This is a genomic window from Streptomyces sp. NPDC051243, assembly GCF_044455405.1.
GTDB lineage: Bacteria > Actinomycetota > Actinomycetes > Streptomycetales > Streptomycetaceae > Streptomyces.
On record NZ_JBITES010000024.1, the window covers coordinates 17719 to 32828 of the forward strand.

General features: G+C 70.7%; 13 protein-coding genes, 1 tRNA gene and 1 riboswitch. Of the genes, 8 read left to right on the plus strand and 6 right to left on the minus strand.

From position 1 onward, the window contains the following. Positions 1-145: 145 nt before the first annotated feature. The 3 genes from lhgO to ACIBAG_RS42000 all read left to right on the plus strand — a co-directional run bounded on the left by lhgO (position 146) and on the right by ACIBAG_RS42000 (position 3838). A complete protein-coding gene (gene lhgO / locus ACIBAG_RS41990) occupies positions 146-1354 on the plus strand; it encodes an L-2-hydroxyglutarate oxidase (protein WP_399112925.1) in 1209 nt (402 codons plus the stop codon). A 72-nt stretch (positions 1355-1426) separates the two neighbouring features. Then, positions 1427-2278 (plus strand): tRNA (guanosine(46)-N7)-methyltransferase TrmB, encoded by an 852-nt coding sequence (gene trmB, locus ACIBAG_RS41995; RefSeq protein ID WP_399112927.1) that lies wholly within the window; start codon positions 1427-1429, stop codon positions 2276-2278. A gap of 213 nt (positions 2279-2491) precedes the next feature. Next, positions 2492-3838 (plus strand): PrsW family intramembrane metalloprotease, encoded by a 1347-nt coding sequence (locus tag ACIBAG_RS42000; protein WP_399112929.1) that lies wholly within the window; start codon positions 2492-2494, stop codon positions 3836-3838. 30 nt (positions 3839-3868) lie between these two features. On the opposite strand, the gene ACIBAG_RS42005 is transcribed toward ACIBAG_RS42000, so the two are convergent. Further along, positions 3869-4813 (minus strand): aldo/keto reductase, encoded by a 945-nt coding sequence (locus ACIBAG_RS42005; RefSeq protein ID WP_399112931.1) that lies wholly within the window; start codon positions 4811-4813, stop codon positions 3869-3871. 160 nt (positions 4814-4973) lie between these two features. On the opposite strand from ACIBAG_RS42005, the gene ACIBAG_RS42010 reads away from it, so the two are divergent. After that, positions 4974-5138 (plus strand): hypothetical protein, encoded by a 165-nt coding sequence (locus ACIBAG_RS42010; RefSeq protein WP_399112933.1) that lies wholly within the window; start codon positions 4974-4976, stop codon positions 5136-5138. 121 nt (positions 5139-5259) lie between these two features. On the opposite strand, the gene ACIBAG_RS42015 is transcribed toward ACIBAG_RS42010, so the two are convergent. The 3 genes from ACIBAG_RS42015 to ACIBAG_RS42025 all read right to left on the minus strand — a co-directional run bounded on the left by ACIBAG_RS42015 (position 5260) and on the right by ACIBAG_RS42025 (position 8060). Further along, positions 5260-6291: a M23 family metallopeptidase gene (locus ACIBAG_RS42015; RefSeq protein ID WP_399112935.1), complete on the minus strand. Its 1032-nt coding sequence runs from the start codon at positions 6289-6291 to the stop codon at positions 5260-5262. Between the two features lie 11 nt (positions 6292-6302). Beyond that, positions 6303-6460, minus strand: a riboswitch (cyclic di-AMP (ydaO/yuaA leader). 323 nt (positions 6461-6783) lie between these two features. Beyond that, a tRNA-Met gene (locus ACIBAG_RS42020) sits at positions 6784-6857 on the minus strand. 63 nt (positions 6858-6920) lie between these two features. Beyond that, positions 6921-8060 carry a dihydrofolate reductase family protein gene (locus ACIBAG_RS42025; RefSeq protein ID WP_399112937.1) on the minus strand — a complete coding sequence of 380 codons (1140 nt, stop codon included), beginning with the start codon at positions 8058-8060 and terminating at the stop codon, positions 6921-6923. 83 nt (positions 8061-8143) lie between these two features. Between ACIBAG_RS42025 and ACIBAG_RS42030 the strand changes: the two genes are divergently transcribed. Together ACIBAG_RS42030 and ribA are read left to right on the plus strand one after the other, a co-directional pair. Next, positions 8144-8659: a MarR family winged helix-turn-helix transcriptional regulator gene (locus ACIBAG_RS42030; RefSeq protein ID WP_399112939.1), complete on the plus strand. Its 516-nt coding sequence runs from the start codon at positions 8144-8146 to the stop codon at positions 8657-8659. Between the two features lie 128 nt (positions 8660-8787). Further along, entirely contained in the window at positions 8788-9432 is a 645-nt protein-coding gene (gene ribA / locus ACIBAG_RS42035; protein WP_399112941.1) for a GTP cyclohydrolase II, read from the plus strand. 75 nt (positions 9433-9507) lie between these two features. On the opposite strand, the gene ACIBAG_RS42040 is transcribed toward ribA, so the two are convergent. Continuing rightward, positions 9508-12786, minus strand: a complete 3279-nt coding sequence (locus tag ACIBAG_RS42040; protein ID WP_399112943.1) for a S8 family serine peptidase — start codon at positions 12784-12786, stop codon at positions 9508-9510. A gap of 268 nt (positions 12787-13054) precedes the next feature. Beyond that, positions 13055-13834, minus strand: coding sequence for an arsenite methyltransferase (arsM, locus tag ACIBAG_RS42045; RefSeq protein WP_399112945.1), 780 nt, complete (start codon positions 13832-13834; stop codon positions 13055-13057). Positions 13835-13921: 87 nt separating this feature from the next. Here arsM and ACIBAG_RS42050 point away from each other — a divergent pair, with 87 nt between their 5' ends. After that, positions 13922-14299 (plus strand): ArsR/SmtB family transcription factor, encoded by a 378-nt coding sequence (locus ACIBAG_RS42050; protein WP_399112947.1) that lies wholly within the window; start codon positions 13922-13924, stop codon positions 14297-14299. Next, positions 14212-15066 (plus strand): aquaporin, encoded by an 855-nt coding sequence (locus tag ACIBAG_RS42055; RefSeq protein WP_399112949.1) that lies wholly within the window; start codon positions 14212-14214, stop codon positions 15064-15066. The genes ACIBAG_RS42050 and ACIBAG_RS42055 overlap by 88 nt, the downstream gene beginning before the upstream one ends. Positions 15067-15110 lie beyond the last annotated feature (44 nt).

Genomic DNA, 15110 nt, shown 5'->3' on the forward strand with positions numbered 1-15110 from the left:
GCCCAGGCAGTCCGGCGGCCGCAGCGGCTGCTCGCGGCCGGCCCTCCGGCTGCTCGGGCGACCCTCCGGCCTGCTCGGGCCGCGCTCCGGGTTTGAGGGCGTTGTCAGTGGCGCAGTGCATTATCGAAACCGGGAGGTGGAGCAGGTGCGGACGATCGCTTACGACTGTGACGTGCTCGTGGTCGGCGGTGGGATCGTCGGGCTGGCCACGGCGTATGCGATCACGCGTGCCGCGCCGGGTACGCGCGTGACCGTGCTGGAGAAGGAGCCGGGACCCGCCCGGCATCAGACGGGACGCAACAGCGGGGTGATCCACAGCGGGATCTACTACCGGCCGGGGTCCCTGAAGGCGCGCTTCGCGGTGCGGGGAGCCGCCGAGATGGTCAAGTTCTGCGCGGAGTACGGCATCGCGCACGCCGTCACCGGCAAGCTGATCGTCGCGACAGAGCGGCAGGAGCTGCCGCGGCTGCACGCGCTGGTGCAGCGCGGGCGGGAGAACGGCATTCCGGTACGGGAGCTGGGCGTCGCGCAGATCGCGGAGTACGAGCCGGAGGTGCGGGGGCTCGCCGCGATACACGTCGGGACGACGGGCGTGTGCGACTTCGTCGGGGTCGCCCTGCAGCTGGCCGAGGCGTCGGGGGCGGAGATCCGGTACGGCGCGCAGGTCGAGCGGATCGACCGGCGGGCGGACCTGGGGGTCGCCGTACGGACCACGCGCGGGGACGTCGTGCGGGGGCGGGTGCTGGTGAACTGCGCCGGGCTGTACTGCGACGAGGTGGCCCGGATGACCGGGGACGAGCCGGGCGTGCGGATCGTGCCGTTCCGGGGGGAGTACTACTCGCTGGCGCGGCCCGAGCTGGTGCGCGGGCTGGTGTATCCGGTGCCGGATCCGGCGTTTCCGTTCCTCGGGGTGCATCTCACGCGCGGGATCGACGGGGATGTGCACATCGGGCCCAACGCGGTGCCGGCGCTGGCCCGGGAGGGGTACGGGTGGGGGGTCGTACGGCCGCGGGAGGTCGGGGCGACGGTGGCGTGGCCCGGTGTGTGGCGGATGGCTCGGCGGCACTGGCGGTACGGGGCCGGTGAGCTGCGGCGGTCGGTGTCCAAGGGGGCGTTCACGGAGGCGGTGCGGAGGTTGTTGCCCGCGGTGGAGTCCGATGACCTGGTGCCCGCGGCGGCGGGGGTGCGGGCGCAGGCCGTGCTGCGGGACGGGGCGCTGGTGGACGACTTCCTGATCCGGGAGGGGGCTAGGGCCGTGCATGTGCTGAACGCGCCGAGTCCTGCGGCGACCGCGTCGCTGCCCATCGGGCGGGAGGTGGCGCGGAGGGTGTTGGCGGTGCTGGAGACGGCGTGAGGGGGCGGGACGGGCGTGCGGGACGTGGCCCGAAGTCTGTCGGGGCTGCCTCGCCGTAAAATCGGTCTCACTGTGTCTGAGTCTCTCAACGCCTCCGAAGTCCCCCGGCCCGGTACTCCCGAGCCGCCCGGCACCGACGGCGCGCATCCCCGCCATGTCCCCGGTGTGTCCGTCCGGCACACCCGGGCCAAAGGTGAGCCCCGGTTCCCGGACGGGCCCAAGGCCGATCCCGCCGGGTCGCACTTCGAGCGGCGGATCCGGAGTTTTCAGCCGCGGCGCAGCAGGGTGACCGCGGGGCAGGCGGACGCCTTGCAGCGGCTGTGGCCCAAGTGGGGGCTCGACATCGACGGGCAGCGGGTCGTCGACCTCGGTGAGCTGTTCGGGAACGGCAATCCGGTCGTGCTGGAGATCGGGTTCGGGATGGGGGAGGCCACCGCGCAGATGGCCGCCGCCGACCCCGACACCAACGTCCTCGCCGTCGACGTGCACACGCCGGGGCAGGGAAACCTGCTCAACCTCGCCGACCAGCACGGGCTGAGCAATGTCCGCGTGGCCAACGGGGACGCCATCATCCTGCTGCGCGAGATGCTCGCCCCCGACTCGCTCGACGGGCTGCGCGTCTACTTCCCCGACCCCTGGCCCAAGAAGCGGCACCACAAGCGGCGTCTCATCCAGCCCGAGTTCCTCAGCCTCGCCGCGACCCGGCTGAAGCCCGGTGCCCTCGTGCATTGCGCCACCGACTGGGAGCCGTACGCCGAACAGATGCTCGAAGTTCTGACCGCTCATCCCGACTTCGAGAACACCCGGGCCGACGGTGGTTTCGCGCCCCGTCCCCGGTTCCGGCCGCTGACCCGTTTCGAGGGGCAGGGACTGGACAAGGGTCATGTGGTGAACGACCTGCTCTTCCGCCGCGTACAGCCGTAGGAGCAGCGGGAAGAACAACCGGAGGCCGGAAGGCACCCGGAGGCCGGAAGAAAACCCGGACGCCCGGAAGGAACACCCGGACGCCTGGAAGAAACACCCGGAAGACATCTGGAAGACGACCGGGAAAACCAGCAACCGACAGCAAACCCCCATCGGCGCCAGAGCCCCTCGCGCTGCTGCGGGCGGCGCCCCTGTCTCGTTAGGGTCGATGACGTGGCCACCAGTCCCCCGTACCCGACGCACCCCACCGGTCCCACCGGCGGCGCACTGCGGCACGCGCACTGGTGGCAGAAGCGGTGGGTGCGTTACGGCGCGCTCACGACGCTGCTCACGCTCTCCGGGCTGGTCATCCTCGCCCTGGTGCGCGAGCAGACCGGCACCGAGGGGTTCCTGGTCGGGCTCGGACTCGCCGTGCTGCCCGTGCCCCTGCTCGTCGCCTCCTTCCGCTGGCTGGACCGGGTCGAGCCGGGCCCTTGGCGGAATCTGGTGTTCTCCTTCGCCTGGGGCGCCTTCGCGGCGGCACTGATAGCGATCATCGCCAACAGCTTCGCGACCCGGTGGATAGCGATAGCGACCGCCGACCCGTCGCACGCCGACACCCTCGGCGCGACCGTCATAGCGCCCATCGTGGAGGAGACGGCGAAGGCGGTCGCCGTACTGCTCGTCTTCCTCTTCCGCCGACGGGACTTCACCGGGATCGTCGACGGCGTGGTCATAGCCGGGATCACCGCAACCGGCTTCGCCTTCACCGAGAACATCCTCTACCTCGGTACCGCCTTCGGCACCGACCAGCTCTCCGGCGACCGCGGCATCGCCTCCGTCACAGCGGCGACCTTCTTCGTCCGCGTGATCATGTCGCCCTTCGCGCACCCCCTCTTCACGGTCCTCACCGGCATCGGCTTCGGCATCGCGGCGCTGTCGGGTCCGCGCCAGCATGTGCGCCGCGTTCTCCTCCCGATCTCCGGGCTGCTGCTCGCCATGGGCATGCACGCGATGTGGAACGGCTCGTCGGCCTTCGGCGAGTACGGGTTCTTCGCCGTGTACGCGGCCTTCATGGTGCCCACGTTCGGACTGCTGACCTGGCTGGTGATCTGGACACGGCAGCGCGAGCTGCGCACCGTGCGCGAGGAACTGCCCGCGTACGTCATGGCCGGATGGCTGGCCCCGAGCGAGCCCTTCGCGCTCGCCTCGATGCGGGCACGGCGGATGGCCCGGCAGTACGCACGGCGGCGCGGGGGGCCGACGGCGGCCCGGGCGGTGGCGCAGTACGAGGCCTACGCCACGTCGTTGGCGTTCCTACGGCACCGGGGGCGCCGCGGGCGGGCCGGCGCGGACTTCGCCGTACGGGAACGGGAGCTGTTGCACGAGCTGTGGGGGCGGCGGGGTTTCGCCCGCCCGGCGCTGGAGCACGCGGTGACGGCTGCGCAGGCTTGGCCGGCCTACCGGTACGCGGCGCCGGTGCCGGGCCATTGGCAGCCGCAGCCCCAGCCCCAGCCATACGGGCAGGGTTACAGCAGTCCGGCGGCGCCCTACCCCGCGTACAACCCGTACCGGACGTAGTGAAGGGCCGCGCATCGCGGCCCCGCTCAGTCAGGCGGACGCCGCCGTCAGCCTGCCCACCTCCTCCTCCGTCAGCCGCAGCTCCCCCACGCCCAGCAGTGCCGGCAGTTGCCCGACCGTGCGGGCCGAGGCGATCGGGGCCGCCACCGTCGGCTGGGCGGCCAGCCAGGCGAGGGCCACCGTGGCCACCGGGACCTCGTGGGTCTGGGCGATCTCGTCCAGGGCGGCCAGCACCCGGCGCCCCCGCTCCGTCTCCAGGTGCTTGCCGGCGCCCGCCGCGCGGGGGCTGCCCACCGTCGTGCCGGCGCGGTACTTGCCCGTGAGGAAGCCGGCCGCCAGGGCGTAGTACGGGATCGCCGCGAGGCCCTCACGCTCGGCGAGGTCCTGGAGGGCGCCCTCGTAGGTGCCACGGGAGACCAGGTTGTAGTGGGGCTGGATGGCGACGTAGCGGGCGAGGCCCTCGCGGTCGGAGAAGGCGAGGGAGGCCTCCAGTCGCTCCGCCGAGATGTTGGAGGCGGCGATGTGCCGTACCTTGCCGGCCCTCACCAGTTCGTCCAGCGCGCCGATGATCTCCTCGACCGGCACTTCCGGCTTGTCGAAGTGGGTGTAGTAGAGGTCGATGTGGTCGGTGCCGAGGCGGCGCAGGGAGGCGTCCGCGGCCGCCTTGATGTTGGCCGCGGTCAGGCCCTGGAAGTCGGGGTGCTGGCTGACCTTGGTGGCGATCACGACGTCCGAGCGGTTGCCCCGCGCCTTCACCCACTTGCCGATGATGGTCTCGGACTCGCCGCCCGCATTGCCCTCGACCCACGCCGAGTACGAGTCGGCCGTGTCGATGAAGTTGCCGCCCGCCGCCGCGTAGGCGTCGAGCACGGCGAAGGACTGGGCCTCGTCGGCCGTCCAGCCGAAGACGTTGCCGCCGAGGCAGAGTGCGGAGACCTCGAGACCGGAAGAGCCGAGCTTGCGAAGAGAAGTCATGCTCTACGTCAACCGCCGTGCTGGAGCGCCCCATTCCGGCACGGCGACAAAGTTCCCGTAAACCCTGTGGGCACCCCCCCGCCAAGCGGAGCATCTAGGCTGGGGGAAGGTTTCTTCCGTACGGGGTGAGGGCCGGTCAACTGGCCCTGGGGGGACGGCGATGAGCCGAAAGAAGGGCGTCCTGTGGCTGCTGGCCCTGGCCGCCGTCGCGTTCACCGTCACCGTCGTCTGGGGCTTCATCCGGCTCGACAACGACGTCGACAACCCCGAGGGCGGCTTCTCGGGCTGGCAGTGCGCGAGCCGGTCCGGCAGCTGCGATCCCTGACCGCTGCCACGAGCCCGAAACGCCGACGAGGGCAGACTCTGCCTCGCCGGCGTTCACGACGCGTCCTCCCGCCGGTCCGCACGACCGACGTCTCCAAGCGATCAGGAGATCGCCCCCGGGGTCAGACCGAGAGTCCCTTGCCCTGCAGCCAGGCCATCGGGTCGATGCCGTTCGTGCTGCCGTCGGGGTGGACCTCGAGGTGCAGGTGGGCGCCGGTCACGTTGCCGGTGGCGCCGACGCGGCCGATGACGTCGCCCGTGTTGACCTTCTGGCCGACGCTGACGCTGATCGACGACTGGTGCGCGTACCAGATCTCGGTGCCGTCCTCGAGGGTGAGCACCGTCTTGTAGCCGTAGGAGCCGTCCCAGCCGGCGAAGGTGATCGTGCCGGTGTGCACCGCCTTGATCAGCGTGCCCGACGGGGCGGCGAAGTCGAGGCCCGTGTGGTAGCCGGAGGACCAGTAGGCGCCGGCCTGGCCGAAGGTCGAGGTGACGGTGTACGAGGAGGTCGGCAGCGCGTACTGCTTGGCCAGCTCGGCGAGGCGCTCGGCCTCGGCCTTCTTGCGGGCCTCCTCCTCGGCGGCGGCCTTGGCGGCGGCGGCCTTCTCCTGGGCTTCCTTCTCCGCCTTGGCGGCCGCGGCGGCGGCCTCCTTCTCGGCGGCGGCGATCGCCTCCGCGGCGGCCTTGTCGTCGATCTGGTCCTGCTGCAGCTCGGCCTGCGCGATGATCCGGCTGCGCAGCGCCTCACCGGCGTCGGTGCTGGTGCCCTGAACGCTCTCCTGGGCCGTCTCCCCCATGGTGCTGAGCGCGGTGGTCGCGTCCTCGGCGGCCGCGGCGGAGTCGTCGTCGGAGATCAGCGGCAGGTCCGGCATGGTGATGGCGACCGGCGGCTTGCCGCTGTTCGCGCTGGCCATGCCGCCCGCGCCGACGGCGGCTATGACGCCGACGCCGAGAACCGTGGAGCTGCGGGCGAGTCCCCCGCCACGCTGCTTGGCGACGCGGTGCCTGCCACGTACGGGACGAATGGACTCCGCGGTGGGGTTCCACTCCTCGAACGGGCCCTCGTCGGTGCGGTAGCGGTCGTAGCCGAAGGTGTCGGTGCTGCGCTGACTCGGCACGAACGGGGCTTGCGTAGCAGGCCTGTTGGACGCCACGTGGGCGTACTCCTTTCCTTCCTTCTCGCCTACCGGGTTAGCTGACGGGTTCGGAGCAGGAAGGTCTCCTACGCGCGTATACCAACCGTGACTTCACGGTGGAATCCGCGCGATTCACCCCAGGGTGGTGGTTCCCCGGCTCCCTTGCGGGACTCGGCGCGTGAGCACGGAGCCGCCTCTTGTGACGGCTGGGACGACCGCGCTGCGTTATCGAACGTTAATAGACCCGGGGTGCGGATTCCAAGCTGTTCCACTTGATCATTAACGATTTTCGCCTGGACTTACGGGTCATGAGCGGGCCAAATCGGGCGAGTTGGCCACGGCTCAGGAGGCACACAGGTATTGACGGTATGTCAGTTGTTATCGGAGGGCGGTCGCCTGCTCACGGCAGGTGACAACGATCAAGGGCGCCGTACGACGACTTCGACGGAGACGGGGTGGGAAACACTCAGGGCCGGAACTGACTGATCAGTTCCGGCCCTGAGTCTTCAGTAGCGGGGACAGGATTTGAACCTGCGACCTCTGGGTTATGAGCCCAGCGAGCTACCGAGCTGCTCCACCCCGCGTCGGTGACTCCATAGTACGCCATCGGCGGGACCCGAAGCACACGGCTTTCCGTGACCCCTCTCTCATCGGAACGACAGGTGCGTGTTCGGCGCCTTGGCCCGCTCCTCGTATTCCGGCAGCACCACGACATCCACTCCCTCGGCCGCCAGCACCCCGGTCCCGTCCGCCCCCGTCACGAACGTGTCCGGCTCCCGCCAGGCCGTCACCACCCGCCGGACCCCCGCCGCCAGGATGAGCCGCGCGCAGGGCATGGGCCTCGAGGCGCGGCGGGTGCAGGGTTCGAGGCTGCTGTACACCGTCGCGGACGCCAGCCGAGGATCGTCCGGCGCGATCTTCGCGAGCGCCGCCTCCTCCGCGTGCACCACGAGGTCGCCGCCCTCCCTGGAGTACCCGCGCGCCAGCTCGGTCCCGTCGGCGGCCACCACCACCGCCCCGACACTGAACGCCGTCTCCGACGGCGGGCACTGGGCCGCGAGGTCGCACGCCCGGGCCAGCCAGTGCCGGTCGGCGGCGGAGGGCAGGACACCGCCTCCCGGCGCCGTGGGCTCGTAGCGCATCAGCACGACGTCCTCGATGCGCCGTGTCTCCAGCAGGCGCAGCCGTCCGCCCTGATATCCGCCCGGCCCGAACAGCCGCGGCGCGTCCGGGTCGCCGACGAACAGCGGCGCCAGCACCAGCTGCAGCTCGTCCGCGAGCCCCTGCTGGAGCAACTGCGTGTGGATCGTGCCGCCGCCCTCGACCATCAGCCGCTCGACGCCGCGCGCCTCGCGCAGGTGCGTCAGCAGAGCCCGCCAGTCCAGCTCCGCGCCCAGCGCGACCACGTCCGCCGCGACCGGCGTCCGCCGCAGTCGCTCGGCGCCCTTCTCCGTCGTGTAGACGATCTTCCCGCCGCCCGTGTGCCAGAAGTTCGCCGCCGGATCCAGCTCGCCGGACGCGCTGACCGTGACCTTCAGCGGATACTCGGGGCTGCCGGAAGCCACCCGCGTGGCCCGGCGCTCGGCCGAGTTCACCAGCAGCCGCGGGTTGTCCGCCCGGATCGTGCCGGCGCCGACGAGGATCGCGTCCACGGAGGCCCGCACCTCGTCGACCCGGTCGAAGTCGGCGGGGCTGGACAGGAGCAGGCGCTCGGCGGTGGTGTCGTCGAGGTATCCGTCCAGGGAGACGGCGGCGGAGAGCAGGACGTAGGGGTACGACGAGGGCATCGGCGCGCTCCCTTTCGGAGCCGGAGTGGAACCGGGGCAAGGCGGGGCTTGGTTCAAGTTTGAAACAAACCTACACTGGTGGCATGACGACTCGCTGGCTCACCCCCGATGAGCAACGCGCCTGGCGCGCGTACATCGCCGCCGCCATGCTCGTGGAGGACGCGCTGGACCGGCAGCTCCAGCAGGAAGCCGGCATGCCCCACCTGTATTACTCCATCCTCGCCACCCTGTCCGAGGCACCGGAGCGCCGGCTGCGCATGACCGACCTCGCGGAGGGACTGAAGATCACCCGCAGCCGGCTGACATACGCCGTCTCGCGCCTGGAGAAGGACGGCCTGCTGCGGCGCGAGAACTGCCGCTGGGACAAGCGGGGCAGCATCGCGACGCTCACCGACGAGGGGATGCGGGTCCTGGAGAGCGCGGCGCCGGGTCATGTCGAGACCGTACGGGCGCTGCTCTTCGACCGGCTGAGTCCGGAGCAGGTCGGGCAGCTGGAGGAGATCTTCACGGTGGTCGGCGAGGGGTTCCAGGAGGAGGGCGCGGGTGCCGCCGCGGATGACGTGCCGTGGCGTCGGCGTTCCTCCAAGTCCTGTTCGTGACTTGGGCGACTTGGTGACCCGCACGACAAACTTGTTGCTTCAAATTTAAAGCATGGGGTAGGGTCCTGGTCCGAGGAGCTGCTTCAAATCTGAAGCAGACGGCCACGTACGGAACCCGGAGAACCCGCATGCCCGACTTCACCGCCGCCGCCACCCAGCGCGCCCGCGTCCGGGTCCCGCTGCGCTTCCACGACGGCTACCGCGTCGACACCGAGTTGGTCACCTTCCACGGCCTCGCCGACGGCCAGGAACACGTGGCCGTCGTCCTGGGCGACCCGGCCCCCGGCACCACCCCGCTGGTCCGTCTGCACTCCGAGTGCCTGACCGGCGACGTCTTCGGCTCGGCCCGCTGCGACTGCGGCCCCCAGCTGCGCGAGGCCGTCGAGCGCATCGCCGAGCGCGGCGGCGTGCTGCTGTACCTGCGCCAGGAGGGCCGGGGCATCGGCCTCTACAACAAGCTCGACGCGTACGCCCTCCAGGACCAGGGCCTCGACACCTACGCCGCGAACGCCGCCCTGGGCCTGCCCGAGGACGCCCGCGACTACACGGCGGCCGCCCAGATGCTGACCGCCCTCGGTATCGGCGAACTCGACCTGCTCTCCAACAACCCCGACAAGGCCGACCAGTTGCGCGCCCTCGGCATCGATGTCCGCGACCGCGTCCCGACCGGCGTCTTCGCCACCCCGGACAACGTCCGCTATCTGCGCGCGAAGGTCCTGCAGACCCAGCACACGCTGCCGCTGGGCGAGCTCGCGGGGCTCAACGCGGGCTGAGCGACGGCGAGACGGCAAGACGAAGGGGCGGGCGCCCGGCATCGGACGCCCGCCCCACAGTCGTAGGTACGACGACTACGGCGTGACCTTCTCGATGGTCACCCCGCCCACACCGGCGGTCGTCCCGCGCGTGTTCACCAGCCGTACCTCACCGAAGAGCTGCCGGCCCTCGGGCACGGCCCGCGCGACGGTGACGTTCGCCGACACCTTCGCGGTGTCGCCCGTGCCGAGCTTCACCGGCGACTCGTCGACGGTGACCGAGCCGAGCGCGGTGGAGAAGAACGCGTCCCGGTAGTCGAACTCGGTCGAGCCGGACGGCACCTCGAAGCCGACGACCTCGACGGTGTACGTACCCGCGGCCGGGTTCGCGACCGAGACCGCCTCCTCGGAGTCGCCGTCCGCGGACTGGCCGACGAGCTTGCCCGCGGCGTCGTACACGTTCAGGTCGAGGTCGGAGCCCAGGTCGGAGACCTTGCCGATGGCGACGTCCAGCGACGTGGTGCCCTCCGGCACCTCGACGGTGCTGGTCTGCGTGGCGCCGTGCGCGATGGTCGGCCGCGCGGTCTTCGACGAGCCGAGCGCACCGCCCTTGAGCTTGCCGTCGACGGCCTCCAGCTTGTTGGTCACCGTCCAGGAGGCGGCGACCGGGGTGCCGACCTTGGCCTCCGGCACGGTCACGGCGGCCGGGTCGAAGGCCGCGGCGTAGACGGTGGCGTTCAGCTTGTACGGGTTGTCCAGCAGAGCCGACGTACGGCGCGCGTCGGCCTCGATCTCCCAGACGCCGGGCAGCGGGTCCTCGTAGGAGGCGATGTCCGTGGTGTTCGGGTCGTTGTCGGGGACCGTGACGCCCCACGGGCTGATGGCGCTGAACTTCGCCAGGCTGCCGTCCTTCAGACCGCCCAGCGTGACCTCGAGCGACTTCGCGCCCTCCGGGACGGTGACGAAGTACGACTTGAAGTTGTTGCGCTGCACCGAGCCGGAGGCGGTGAAGGTGTGCTGGACCGGCGTGGAGACCACGACGGTGTTCAGGATCTGCTTGTCGACGCCCACCGTCCTCGGGTCGTCGGCCTCCAGGATCACGCTCTTGATGCCCGCGTGCTTGGGCGCGGCCTGCACCTTTACGGTCACCGCCTTGTTCAGCGGCAGGTCGACGATCCTCGGGCCGACGATCGAGAAGGTGCGGGCCTTGTTGTTCGCCAGGCTCAGGATGTGCGGGAGCGACCCTGCGGGACCGGACGTACGGGTGATGGTGACGTCGTACGTCTTCTTCTGGCCCGCCTTCAGGCCGCCCTCACGGTCGTAGACGCCCGTGCCGAAGCCCGGCGTCTTCAGCGCCTGGTCGAGCGCGGTGTCGACCGGGGCCTTCACGGCGTAGTCGTGGGCGGTGGCACCCGCCTTGATCGCCTTCCAGGCGTCGACGACGTCGATGAGGCCGGAGCCCTCCTCGTACGCCTGAAGTCCCTCGATGTGCCTGGCCGTCGAGGTGAGAGCCGTGCGCAGCTTCTCGGGCGTCACCTTGATGCCCCGCTGCTTGGCGGCGCTCAGCAGCAGCGCGCTCGCGCCCGCGGCCTGCGGGGACGCCATCGAGGTGCCGTTGTACATGGCGTAGCCGGCCGGCAGCTTCCAGCCCGCCTCGGCGATGGGTGCGCCGGGCATCCAGGCCGGGATCGGGCTGACCGCGGAGCCGGGGGCGACGATGGTCGGCGTGAAGCCGCCGTCCTCACGCGGGCCGCGCGAGGAGAAGTTGAACAGCTGGTACTCGTTCGCCACGCCGGTGCCGTAGTTGGCGGCGAAGGTCTCCTTGGAGACGCCCGCGCCGACCGAGACGACCTTGTCGGCCAGACCCGGGTCGCCGATGGTGTTGGCGCCGGGGCCGGAGTTGCCGGCGGAGATGACGAGCTGGACGCCGTAGGTGTCGATGAGCCGCGTGTACAGCTCGGCACGGGCGTTGTTGCCGTCGTTCAGCGGGGGCAGGCCGCCGATGGACATGTTGACGACGTCGACGCCGCGGTTGGCGACGAGGTCGATCATGCCCTCGGTGAGCGCGACGTTGGAGCAGCCGGGGCCGAAGACGCAGGCCCGGGACGACACGATCTTGGCGCCGGGGGCGGCGCCGTTCATGTTCTTGCTGCCGAGCATCCCGTTGGCGGCGGTGATGCCGGCCACGTGGGTGCCGTGCGCGCCCGCGGTCAGGCCGATGTTGACGAAGTCGGCCTTCTTGCCGACCCAGTCGCCGCCCAGCGGGTCCATCGGGACGTCCTTGCGGACCTCCACGACGAAGTCCTGGCTCTCCGGGATGTCCGTGGCCGGGTTGTCCGTGCCGAAGTGGCCGACCTGCTGGCCGTCCTTGTACGGCTTCATCGGGGTGTCGTCGGTGAAGTCGCCGTTGTCGTTGACGTCGACGGTGACCGTGCCGGCGGCGGGGTTGTAGAGAACACCCCAGTCGTCGGTCGTGTCGCCGTCGCGGTTGACGTCACCGTCGGCGTCGCCTTCCTCGACCTTGCCCTGGTTGGTGACGGCCTCGCGGAAGGTGCTGACCTGGTACGAGCCCTCGGGGGCCTTCCAGCTCTTGCCGCCGAAGGTGAAGGACGGCCCGGAGACGGAGGTCGTCATCGCCCGCCAGGTGCCGTCGCCGTCGACGATCGGGTCGGTGGCGGTCACCCAGTCGACGATCTTGCGCTCGCCGGTCGTCGTCTTCTGAAGGGCAGGGCTGGCGAGGTCGACACCGGTGTCGAGGACGCCGATGGTGACTCCGCGCCCGTCCGCCTTCGGGTTCTTCTTCACGAAGTCGACGGCGCCCGTCTCGAAGGACGGGTTGTACGGGTTCTTCGCGGGGGTGTTCTGGTCCGGGCCGGGGTAAGTGGCCGCGGAGGCACTCGACTTGCCGCCGCCGTCGAGGTGCGGCTCCTCGAGGGGTATCTCGTCCCGCAGGTCGATCGCCTGCACGGAGGAGAGCTTGGCGGCGGCCGCGATGGCCGAGTCCGCCTTGCCGGTCGGCACGGTGGCCCGTACGTAGCCGAGCTTGTCGTACGTACGGCCCACGGAGCCGCCCTTGATCGCGTCCAGCTCCGCGGCGACCTTCTCGGTCTGGCCGGGTGCGGTGGCGATCATCATCGTGACGGTCTTGTCGCGCTGTGCCTTGGCCTCCGCGAGGAGGTTGGCGTCGTCCGAACCGAGCTTGTCGTGGGCGGACTTGACGCCGGGGTCGGCCGCGGGAGCCTGCTGGCCGTCCGCGGCGAGGGCGAGGGGTATGGGCCCGGCCGCGGAGAGCGCGGCGACGAGGCCTGCGGCCACGGCGATACGGGCGATGCGTTTCGCGCCCGATATCGGGGCCGGGTGGGGGGTGGTGGGCATGGTGATCCCTGGTGCTGAAGGAACGTAGACGTCGGCGGCCGGATCGAGCACCTTCGACCGCCGCGGTCCGGAATGTGATCCCGGATGATCGCCTAGCTTCCCTCAAGGGACCGATTTCTGTTGATAGTTCACGGAGGGGAGATCGCGGGCTGGCACATACTCGCCATACGCCACTGGGGACTTAACGGACCAGGCTGTGACATTCCTGTGTGACGAGGGGGGCTTGTGAGATCCATGAGCCTTGTCAGCCACGTGACGGCAAGTCGGTCTACACGGGCTTCACCGCACGGACGACGGCCGAGTGCATCCCGTCGGCCACGGCGTGCGTCGGGGCGATCTCCACATCGGTGAACCCGGCCGCCTCCAGCCCCTCCCGGTACTCCGCGAAGGACAGCGCTCCGGCGATGCAGCCGACGTAGTCGCCGCGCTCCCCCCGCTGGGCGGGGGTGAGGGTGTCGTCGGCGACGACATCGGTGACGCCGATCCGGCCGCCGGGCCTGAGCACACGGAAGGCCTCGGCGAAGACGGCCGGCTTGTCGACGGACAGATTGATCACGCAGTTCGAGATCACGACGTCGATCGTGGCGGCGGGCAGCGGGACGGCCTCGATGGCGCCCTTGAGGAACTCGACGTTGGTGACTCCCGCCTTCGCCGCGTTGGCGACGGCCAGGGCGAGCATCTCCTCGGTCATGTCCAGCCCGTACGCCTTGCCGGCCGGGCCGACCCGACGGGCCGAGAGCAGGACGTCGATGCCGCCGCCGGAGCCCAGGTCCAGAACGCGCTCGCCCTGGCGCAGTTCGGCCACGGCGGTGGGGTTGCCGCAGCCGAGGGAGGCGGCGAGGGCTTCGGCGGGGAGGGTGTCGCGGTCGGCGGCGGCGTAGAGCGTGGAGCCGAAGTTCTCGTCGACTTCGACGGGCTCGGGGCCGCACCCGTCGGAACCGCAGCAGTCGGAACCGCAGCAGGCGGCGCCGCCTTCGGTGACCTTCAGGGCCGCGGCGGCGTACCGCTGGCGGACGGTTTCGCGCAGGTCGGTGGGCTGATCGCGCATGACTCACTCCTGGATCCCGTGGCGTGCTGTATTGACATCTGTCTATACAAGGTTGCGCCTTGCATAGACAGATGTCAACATAGAAGTATGTCGAAACAAGAGCTGGAGGTGCTCGGCCAGGACGCGGCCGACGCCTGCTGCGCGGGCCTGACCTCCGCCCCCCTGGACGACGACCGGGCCACCGAACTGGCGAAGCTGTTCAAGGCCCTGGGCGACCCGGTGCGGCTGCGCCTGCTGTCGATGATCGCCTCACGGGACGGCGGCGAGGTCTGCGTGTGTGAACTGACCCCGGCCTTCGAACTGTCCCAGCCGACGATCTCCCACCACCTCAAACTCCTCCGTCAGGCAGGACTCATCGACTGCGAGCGGCGGGGCACATGGGTCTACTACTGGGTGCTGCCCGACACGCTCGACCTGCTCGCACAGTTCCTGAAGACGCCGCAGGCCGCCGGAGCGCCCGCGTGAGCGCGCCGCTTGCCCGGCGGGTGGCGGCCGAGGCCGTCGGCTCGGCGGCGCTGGTCGCGGTGGTGGTCGGCTCCGGCATCCAGGCCACCGAGCTGTCCCGTGACATCGGAGTGCAACTGCTCGCCAACTCGCTGGCCACCGTCTTCGGCCTGGGCGTACTCATCACGCTGCTCGGCCCGGTCTCCGGCGCCCACTTCAATCCGGTCGTCACGCTCGCCGTCTGGTTCAGCGGACGCCGGGGCGGGGACGGACCGACGGGGCGGGACGTGGCCGCGTACATCCCTGCTCAGGTCGCGGGCGCGATCACGGGCGCGATGCTGGCCGACGCCATGTTCGGCAGGCCGCTGGTCCAGTGGTCCACGCACGACCGCTCGGCCGGCCAGCTGTGGCTCGGCGAGGTCGTGGCCACGGCCGGGCTGATCCTCCTCGTCCTCGGCCTGACCCGCGTGGGCCGCGACCGACTCGCTCCCGTCGCCGTGGCCTCGTACATCGGCGCCGCCTACTGGTTCACCTCCTCCACGTCCTTCGCCAACCCGGCGGTGACGGCCGGCCGGGCGTTCACCGACACGTTCGCGGGGATCGCACCGGCGTCGGTCGGCGGTTTCGTGGCGGCGCAGTTGGTCGGTGGCCTGCTCGGACTGGCCCTGGTGGCAGGGGTGTTCGGCCGCCGGGGCACGGCCGTACGGACATCGCCCCCCGCTCACCGAGAGGCATCCGGCGCAACCTCGAACGCCGCCGCGCCCACGACCGCGACCACCACACCCTGAGCCACGCTCAACGGACCACCGCCACCGCCACCGCCCGGACGGCA

What these genes read in the sequence shown, in the direction of transcription:
- ACIBAG_RS42005 (WP_399112931.1), bottom strand. Translation starts at nt 4,813, where the DNA reads ATGACTTCTCTTCGCAAGCTCGGCTCTTCCGGTCTCGAGGTCTCCGCA.
- ACIBAG_RS42010 (WP_399112933.1), top strand. Translation starts at nt 4,974, where the DNA reads ATGAGCCGAAAGAAGGGCGTCCTGTGGCTGCTGGCCCTGGCCGCCGTC.
- ACIBAG_RS42025 (WP_399112937.1), bottom strand. Translation starts at nt 8,060, where the DNA reads ATGCCCTCGTCGTACCCCTACGTCCTGCTCTCCGCCGCCGTCTCCCTG.
- ACIBAG_RS42030 (WP_399112939.1), top strand. Translation starts at nt 8,144, where the DNA reads ATGACGACTCGCTGGCTCACCCCCGATGAGCAACGCGCCTGGCGCGCG.
- ribA (WP_399112941.1), top strand. Translation starts at nt 8,788, where the DNA reads ATGCCCGACTTCACCGCCGCCGCCACCCAGCGCGCCCGCGTCCGGGTC.
- ACIBAG_RS42040 (WP_399112943.1), bottom strand. Translation starts at nt 12,786, where the DNA reads ATGCCCACCACCCCCCACCCGGCCCCGATATCGGGCGCGAAACGCATC.
- arsM (WP_399112945.1), bottom strand. Translation starts at nt 13,834, where the DNA reads ATGCGCGATCAGCCCACCGACCTGCGCGAAACCGTCCGCCAGCGGTAC.
- ACIBAG_RS42050 (WP_399112947.1), top strand. Translation starts at nt 13,922, where the DNA reads ATGTCGAAACAAGAGCTGGAGGTGCTCGGCCAGGACGCGGCCGACGCC.
- ACIBAG_RS42055 (WP_399112949.1), top strand. Translation starts at nt 14,212, where the DNA reads ATGGGTCTACTACTGGGTGCTGCCCGACACGCTCGACCTGCTCGCACA.